The sequence below is a fragment of the Veillonella parvula genome (genome assembly GCF_001553335.1).
Lineage (GTDB): Bacteria > Bacillota > Negativicutes > Veillonellales > Veillonellaceae > Veillonella > Veillonella parvula_S.
Genome location: NZ_KQ960793.1, coordinates 41,546 through 49,745 on the forward strand (window position 1 = coordinate 41,546; position 8,200 = coordinate 49,745).

7 protein-coding genes and 2 tRNA genes are annotated in these 8,200 nt (G+C 40.3%); all 9 read left to right on the top strand.

Going from position 1 to position 8,200, the window contains the following annotated elements; genetic code table 11:
• Positions 1–113: 113 nt before the first annotated feature.
• The gene (locus HMPREF1865_RS05935; RefSeq protein ID WP_060919528.1) at positions 114–1,826 is read left to right on the top strand and encodes a hydantoinase/oxoprolinase family protein; all 1,713 of its coding nucleotides are present in this window, start codon (positions 114–116) and stop codon (positions 1,824–1,826) included.
• Positions 1,816–3,240 carry a histone deacetylase family protein gene (locus tag HMPREF1865_RS05940; protein WP_060919529.1) on the top strand — a complete coding sequence of 475 codons (1,425 nt, stop codon included), beginning with the start codon at positions 1,816–1,818 and terminating at the stop codon, positions 3,238–3,240. The genes HMPREF1865_RS05935 and HMPREF1865_RS05940 overlap by 11 nt, the downstream gene beginning before the upstream one ends.
• 160 nt (positions 3,241–3,400) lie before the next feature.
• On the top strand, positions 3,401–4,156 hold the full coding sequence (gene rph, locus HMPREF1865_RS05945) for a ribonuclease PH (RefSeq protein WP_060919530.1): 756 nt from the start codon (positions 3,401–3,403) through the stop codon (positions 4,154–4,156).
• Between the two features lies 1 nt (position 4,157).
• Positions 4,158–4,733 (top strand): XTP/dITP diphosphatase, encoded by a 576-nt coding sequence (locus HMPREF1865_RS05950; protein WP_004693587.1) that lies wholly within the window; start codon positions 4,158–4,160, stop codon positions 4,731–4,733.
• 66 nt (positions 4,734–4,799) lie between these two features.
• On the top strand, positions 4,800–5,297 hold the full coding sequence (locus HMPREF1865_RS05955; protein ID WP_004693585.1) for a metallophosphoesterase family protein: 498 nt from the start codon (positions 4,800–4,802) through the stop codon (positions 5,295–5,297).
• Positions 5,298–5,374: 77 nt separating this feature from the next.
• Positions 5,375–6,157: an adenosylmethionine decarboxylase gene (speD, locus tag HMPREF1865_RS05960; protein WP_008715652.1), complete on the top strand. Its 783-nt coding sequence runs from the start codon at positions 5,375–5,377 to the stop codon at positions 6,155–6,157.
• A 288-nt stretch (positions 6,158–6,445) separates the two neighbouring features.
• Entirely contained in the window at positions 6,446–7,651 is a 1,206-nt protein-coding gene (locus HMPREF1865_RS05965) for an NAD(P)-dependent malic enzyme (protein ID WP_004693580.1), read from the top strand.
• 380 nt (positions 7,652–8,031) lie between these two features.
• Positions 8,032–8,108: transfer RNA gene (locus tag HMPREF1865_RS05970), tRNA-Pro, on the top strand.
• 10 nt (positions 8,109–8,118) lie between these two features.
• A tRNA-Gly gene (locus HMPREF1865_RS05975) sits at positions 8,119–8,192 on the top strand.
• Positions 8,193–8,200: the final 8 nt, after the last annotated feature.

Genomic DNA, 8,200 nt, shown 5'->3' on the forward strand with positions numbered 1-8,200 from the left:
AATAGGAATTGCATATTAGTTCAAATAGAGATTATATGCTAGCTTAAATTGAGTTTTCTTTACTCTGTTTTGAGTTTGTATAGATTCTTTATTAATACTAATAAGGAGGTTATATGTTACTAGGGTTAGATGTAGGTGGTACTTTTACCGATGCTGTTATCATTGATGGCCATCGTGTAGTGGCAACTGCCAAGAGGCGGACTACAAAGGATAATCTAATGAATGGTATAGGTGAGGCCTTAGATGCGGTTTTGGAGGGTTATGATACATCAAATATTGAACAAGTAACCTTATCTACTACCGTGGTGACGAATACCATCGTAGAAGAGAAGGAGCAAGTAGTAGATCTCTATGTGGTTACAGGTCCAGGCCGTAATGTAGATGATATATTCCCTGTGAAACCTATATACCTTCAAGGTTATACAGATCATAGAGGTATCGTTGTAGAGCATACCCCTGCTGATGCTGTACGTGGTATAGCCAACATGGTTCAAGCACGTAGTGGTACTGATTTGGCTGCTGTGTCCGCTAAATTTGGGGTGCGGAATCCTCAAGAAGAACTATCTATAACAGAAGAATTGAAAAACACATATCATGTAATTTCTAATGGTAGTTTATTAAGTGGTTCTTTAAATTTCCCTCGGCGTACTATTAGCGCTTATTTTAATAGCGCTGTAACACCAGTATTTACGGTGTTTAAGAAAAATGTTGAAGATGCTCTCAGTGCACGGGATATAGTGGCCCCACTTTACATTTTAAAAGCAGATGGAGGCTCTCTTCCAATAGAACATATGGTAAGTCGACCCGTAGAAACAGCTTTTACAGGCCCTGCCGCAACAGTTCTTGGACTATCTGCTCTTGGCGTTATAGGTAATCAGCATACAGTGGCTCTAGATATTGGAGGTACTACAACGGATATATCCCTTTGGAAGCATGGTAGACAATTGATGACAAAAAATGGTGTATCTATTCGTGAGTATCCAAGTGCAGTACGATCCTTTGCCGTTACCTCGGTCGGTATTGGTGGGGAATCTGTAGTTCGCCTTAAAAATGGTAATCTTACCGTGGGTCCTGAACGAGTGGGACCATCGGTAGCTCTAGGTGGTGTAGAACCTACCTTGGGGGATGCACTTATCGTGCTCGGTCACGCAAACTATGGCGACTTTAATTTGGCATCACGAGCTTTACAAGATTTAACGGATGCTATACAGGCTACGTTGCAATTTAATAATGTAAATACCTCAAACAATCAACTAGCTCATATTAAGACCGCCTCTGATGTAGCAAGGCTAATCGTACAAAATGCACTGAAAACGATTCAACATGGTATTGATGAGGTCGTAGAGGCTGAGAATAAACGTCCTATTTATGTGGTGGCAGATATTGTGAATCCTGATATATTTGTGCCTGAACATATTGTTGTAGTAGGGGGCACAGCGCCAAGTTTAGGTCCAAGTATTGGTGAGTATTTGGAATTACCTATTACGATTCCAGAAAATGCAGCTGTGGCGAATGCTATTGGTGCTGCGCTAGCCCTATCTACCATCGAGCTCATTGCTCATGTAGATACAAAATGTCGTTTGTTTGTCATTCCTGAATTAGGTATTAAACAGCAAAATTGTACTTTAAAACGAGCGGAACAAGTTGTAGAACGAGCTAAAGAGGCTCTCAGTGAAGAGGCTTTACGTTTAGGTTTAGATACGGCGCAAGAAATCGAGGTTATTAGCATTGAAGATTTCCCTGTGGTAGAGGGCTGGCAATCTATGGAGCGTTTAATTACGGTGAAAGTACAACTAGCGGCGGGGGTGAAACACTATGTGGAATAAAGGACTATCCTATCGAGAGCGTCATGGCCTTATAGAAAAGGATACGAACACGAAACTGAATGACGACGTGAATTCTACTATTGATAAGGCTAAATATCATCACAGTTTAGGTCTTGTCTTTTTCCCTGCGTTTGATTGGAAAATTTCTGAAACACATCCTGAACGACAAGAGCGTTTACTCTATACGCGTGATCAAATTGTAGAAGAAGGTTTGTTAGATATACCGAATATTAGAGAATATAATCCAATAGTAGCTGATTGGGATACAATAGAGCGGGTTCATGTTGGTGCTCCAGATTTAGAGTCTTGGGTGACTGAAGCTCATCGAGTATCTGCTGGAGGTGCTATTGCGGCAGCTGATGCGGTCATGCGCGGTGAAGTAGATCGCGCCTTTGCGTTAGTAAGACCACCAGGTCACCATGCGATGGCTATGGTTCATGGTATTCGTGGCTTCTGTACGATTAATATTGAAGCCGTTATGATTCAACACATACGTCAAACCTATGGAATCAAACGCGTTGCCGTAGTAGATACCGATGTACATCACGGTGATGGTTCTCAAGATGTGTTTTACCATGATCCTGATACGTTGTATATTAGCTTCCATCAAGATGGACGTACTTTATATCCTGGTACAGGCTTTATGGATGAATTTGGTGGACCTCAGGCCATCGGTGGTAACATCGATATTCCACTACCGCCTGGTACGGGTGACGAAGGCTTGATGAAGGTCATGCGTGAGCTTGTATTGCCTATCCTTGAAGAGTTTAATCCAGATATCGTCATTAACTCGGCTGGGCAAGATAATCACTTTAGCGATCCATTAGCCAATATGCAGGTAACTGCAAAGGGCTATGCAGAGCTAGTCGATTTATTACAAGCAGATATAGCAGTCTTAGAAGGGGGATATTCCGTACAGGAAGCATTGCCATATGTGAATACAGGTATCATTTTATCCATGGCAGGCCTTGATTACAGCAAGGTCGTAGAACCTGCTTTTGACCCTGTTAAATACAAACAGAGTCAAAATGTAACTAGTTACATAGATGATTTAATCGCTAAGTGGAAGGTACAATGGGCTAATCGATATCGTATAGCAGAAGAAGAACGTGCTGGTGTAGGTGATATTTGGTCAAATCGTTACAATGTGTATTACGATGAAACGGGCGTACAAGAGGAGCGCCTTGAAAGGGTGCGCATGTACAAAGACAAGGTAGGCTGGCATAGCGTGCTTTCACGAGGACAATACGGCCCGTATGGGCCGCAAAGTGTATATGCGATGTTTATCCCTTGGCAAGCAGATGAAGGGACGCGTCAAGATGCTATTGCAGAAGCAAAACGAGCTAAAGCAGAAGGGGGAGCTAGTCGTTACGTTGTGGTAGATCCACTCGGTGACGGACAATATGAACTATAATGTTAATCTCCGTAGATAATGCGAGTTATTATGTTAGAATCGTAAATTATAATATGATTTGTAATGCTGAAAAATAGAAAAATTATGATATAATATAAGAAATAACGCCCCTTTGTGTAAGGGGCGTTCTAATATTTAGTTTTAGAATGGTGAGGTTCCTATGCGCAGCGATAATAGAACAGCGGGTCAATTGCGACCTATTAAAATAACACGGAATTTTACAGAGTTTGCAGAAGGTTCTGTACTTATTGAGTGTGGTAAGACCAAGGTTATCTGTACAGCTACTGTTGAAGATTCTGTGCCACGCTGGCTAAAAGGTTCTGGGCAAGGATGGGTAACTGCGGAATACTCATTATTGCCACGTTCAACACAAACTCGCGTGAGCCGTGAGGCTGCAAAAGGAAAACAAACAGGACGGACTGTAGAAATTCAACGCCTTATCGGTCGTGCATTGCGTGCTGTTGTGGACCTTGAAGCATTAGGAGAGCGTTCTATCACTATCGACTGCGATGTGATTCAAGCGGATGGCGGTACACGAACAGCCTCGATTACAGGTGCCTTTGTAGCTCTCGTTGATGCGGTGGACTTCACTTTTGGCGGAGCTGGAAAATTTCCAATTACTGACTTCTGTGCAGCCATCTCCGTAGGTATTGGTCCAGATGGTCCTATTACGGACCTTTGTTACGAAGAGGATAGTGCCGCCATTGTAGATATGAATGTAGTCCGTACCGGTTCTGGTAATATGGTTGAAGTACAAGGTACAGGTGAACACGGTACATTTAATCGTGATGAGCTCAACGCTTTACTTGATTTAGCAGAGGCTGCTACAGATGAGCTCATGGCTAAACAACGTGAAGTACTTGGTGCGACAGCAGATAAAGTAGGTAAAGAGTATCCTACAGCTCCGGAGGTATAAAATGGAACAAATTGTGCTTGCTACAGGCAATAAAGGAAAAATTCGTGAGTTCTCTGAGGCTTTTTCCCATTTATCTATCGATTGTGTACCTGTAAAAGCTGTGATTTCCATTGAGGAGCCTGAGGAAACTGGTACAACCTTTATGGAAAATGCTCTGTTGAAGGCTCGTTACTATGCGAAGGCTACGAATCGCCCATGCCTTGCTGATGATTCTGGCATTACGGTTGATGTCCTCAATGGTGCACCAGGTGTATATTCTGCGCGTTATGCAGGTCGTCATGGTGATGACAATGCAAACAACGAGAAGTTAATTCGTGAACTACAAGGGAAAAGTAACCGTACAGGTCATTATGTATGCGCTTTAGCGCTTGTATATCCTGATGGCCGAGAAGTTACTGCGGAAGGCTATTGTGATGGACTCGTTCAAGATGAGCCAAAAGGGGAGAATGGCTTTGGCTATGATCCGTACTTCTATGTGCCTGAGTTTAAAAAGACTATGGCAGAGTTAAGTATAGAAGAGAAGGAAACGATTAGTCATCGTGGCCGTGCACTACGTGAATTAATTAACAAGCTTTGATATTTTCGAACTATATGGTATAGTTCATATAAATATATAATATAGTGGCATTAGAGATTAAATACAATGAAACGAATTGGCATTTTAAGTGACACTCATGGGTATCTAGAGGATATCGACCTCGTCTTGGCTGCTACGGCTGATCAAGACATCGATATGTGGCTTCACGCTGGTGATTTTGGAGATGACGCACGCTATATGCAGGAACATACGGATATTCCTGTATATGCTGTGCGTGGGAATAACGACCGTGTGCAACCGCTTGAACCACGAGAGCAATTAATTCCTCTTGAAGATACCTATATTTACATGACACATGGACATGAGGTATCATATTATAATCGAATACAAAAACTGATTGAGTTAGGAACTGACATGGGTGCACGACTCATCGTGTCCGGTCATAGCCATCATCATGGGGAGGTTCGTGCCCGTGATGCGGTATTTGTAAATCCTGGTAGTATTTCTTTGGCTCGTGATCGCTCCGGTGGTACCTTTGCCATCGTTACCTACGATAATGGACAGTTTGATGTAGAGTTTGTGTATAAACAAGATATTGTTTAGTTATATGGTGAAAGCTTCGGTTTTGAAACTTTCAAAAGGAATAGTAAGTCTATGCATGGAAAGGGTTATGACATATCATGGATACACCAGTTAAAGCAAAGCCTAAAATGAAGTTATATGGTTTTAACAATCTCACGAAAACATTGAGTTTTAATATTTATGATATTTGTTATACTCGTACGGAAGAAGAGAAAAAACAATACATTCAGTACATTGATGAAGTATACAATGCGGATCGTTTAACGGCTATTTTGACGGAGGTTAGCCATATCATCGGCGCTAATATCCTTAATGTAGCGAAACAAGATTATGATCCACAAGGTGCTTCTGTTACGATTTTAATTTCTGAAGAGGAAATTGAAAAAGAAGATGTAGTTATGCATTTAGATAAATCGCATCTTACTGTACATACGTATCCTGAAAGCCATCCGCACAAAGGGATTAGTACATTCCGTGCCGACATTGAAGTGTCTACATGTGGACAAATCTCTCCGTTAAATGCACTTAATTACTTAATTCAAAGTTTTGACTCTGATATTCTTACCTTGGATTATCATGTACGTGGCTTTACTCGGGACGTGTCTGGTAAGAAAATTTATATTGATCATCGTATCAATTCTATTCAAAATTACATCAGTGCAAAAACCCGCAACATGTACAATATGATTGATGTAAATGTATATCAAGAAAATATTTTCCATACTAAGATGATGTTAAAAGAATTTGATTTAGATAATTATCTTTTTGGCATTACTGAGTCAGAGTTGAGCGATCGCGAAATCAAGCAAATTAAACATCAATTAAAACAAGAAATGATGGAAATCTTCTATGGACGCAATTTGCCATCTGTAAAAGCTTAAAGACAGCTTTTATAACATTGTTGTGACAGCTTTTATCGTATAATACGAAGATAGACTTGAAGTAGATAAGCCTTATATGGTTTATCTACTTTTTTATAATTTACTTTATCACTGTTGAAGCTTAATCTTTATTATTATAGGAGCTTAATGATAGTTGTTTTTAAAATTTTCGAGAAACTATATCGAAAAAACTTGAATTATGATTTAGCATTTTGTATAATACAATTAGTTAAAGGTATAAATTACCGACTCTAAAGAGTCCGAGTGTATCCACAAAGGAGAATTGTTATGGACGTACGTGAATTAGCTGTACAAAAAAAACGTGAATTAAAAGGTTTCCTTACTGTAGGAACTAAATATGAATTAAAAGACGCTCATGATTTATCTGTAGCTTACACACCAGGTGTAGCAGAACCATGTTTGCGTATTAAAGATAATGAAGCAGAATCCTTCGAATTAACTTGCCGTTCCAACATGGTTGCCGTTGTATCTGACGGTACTCGTGTACTTGGTCTTGGTGATATTGGCGCTGCAGCAGCATTGCCAGTAATGGAAGGTAAATCCTTATTGTTCAAAAAATTCGGTGATGTAGACTGCATTCCATTGGTTGTAGATACAAAAGATGCTGATACATTGATCAATACAGTAAAATTGTTGCAAAAAAACTTTGCTGGTATTAATTTGGAAGATATTTCCTCTCCTAAATGCTATGAAGTTGAAAATCGTTTGAAAGCAGAGTTAGAAATCCCTGTATTCCACGATGACCAACACGGTACTGCTATCGCATGCTTAGCAGGTGTAAAAGGCGCTCTTCGTTTGGTTAAAAAGGATTTAGCTACTGCTAAAATCGTTGTAAACGGTGCTGGTGCGGCAGGTGCTAATATTGCTCGCTTATTATACCTTGCAGGTGCTCGTGATATTACATTATTGGTATCCTCTGGCGTATTGCATAAAGACTACAAACGTCTTGACTCTTTACAAGCTGAATTAATCGATTTACTTAAACTTGAAGAAAAACATGGCGATTTGGCTGAAAATGCTAAAGGTGCTGATATTCTTCTTGGTGTATCTGCAGCGGGTGCTTTTACAAAAGAAATTTTGGAAAGCTTAGCTGACGATGCAATTGTATTTGCAATGGCTAACCCTAATCCAGAAGCAACATATGCTGATATGAAAGCTGCTGGTATCCGTGTTGCTGGTACAGGTCGTTCCGATGCTCCTAACCAAATCAACAACGTAGCAGTATTCCCAGGTGTATTCCGCGGTGCTATCGACGTTCGTGCGTCTCAAATCACTGACGAAATGAAATTAGCTGCTGCTGACGCTTTGGCTCACTTGATTCCTGATAGTGAATTGAACGAAGAAAACGTAATGCCATCCGTATTCGATCCTCGCGTAGCTCCAGCTGTTGCTAAAGCAGTTGCTGAAGTTGCTGTAAAACAAGGTATTGCTAAAAATCCTCAAGCAATAGAAGATGGTAGCTACGAAGGTTAATTTATTTGATTTACTAGCATTTTATAATCTTATATAACCATAGAACAATACAACATGCACCTCGAAAGGGGTGCATGTTTTTATATGATCGATTAAGTATATGATTGGCTTTATACTATTAGGGCGAATAATCTATAGATTAAAATGATATAGAGGCGTAGGCATATAGGATAATAGAAGTAAGGATAGATATATATTAAAGAATGTATTAATGTATCAGTAAAAAAATTAATGAAGTTGTAAAAAAGTACTTGTCACTAGTTTCTATCAATGATATAATAATTTTCGTTGCAGAGCGATACTCAAGAGAGTAAGAACTCAGCAAGAGTAGTGGTTGACATCAACTACCGGGTTTGCTATAATAGCAAAGTAATTAATGACGGGGCATAGCGCAGTTTGGTAGCGCACCTGGCTTGGGACCAGGGGGTCGCAGGTTCGAATCCTGCTGCTCCGACCATTTTTTATTTGCGGGTGTAGCTCAATGGTAGAGCCCCAGCCTTCCAAGCTGGTCGCGAGGGTTCGATTCCCTTCACCCGCTCCATTTTTTTT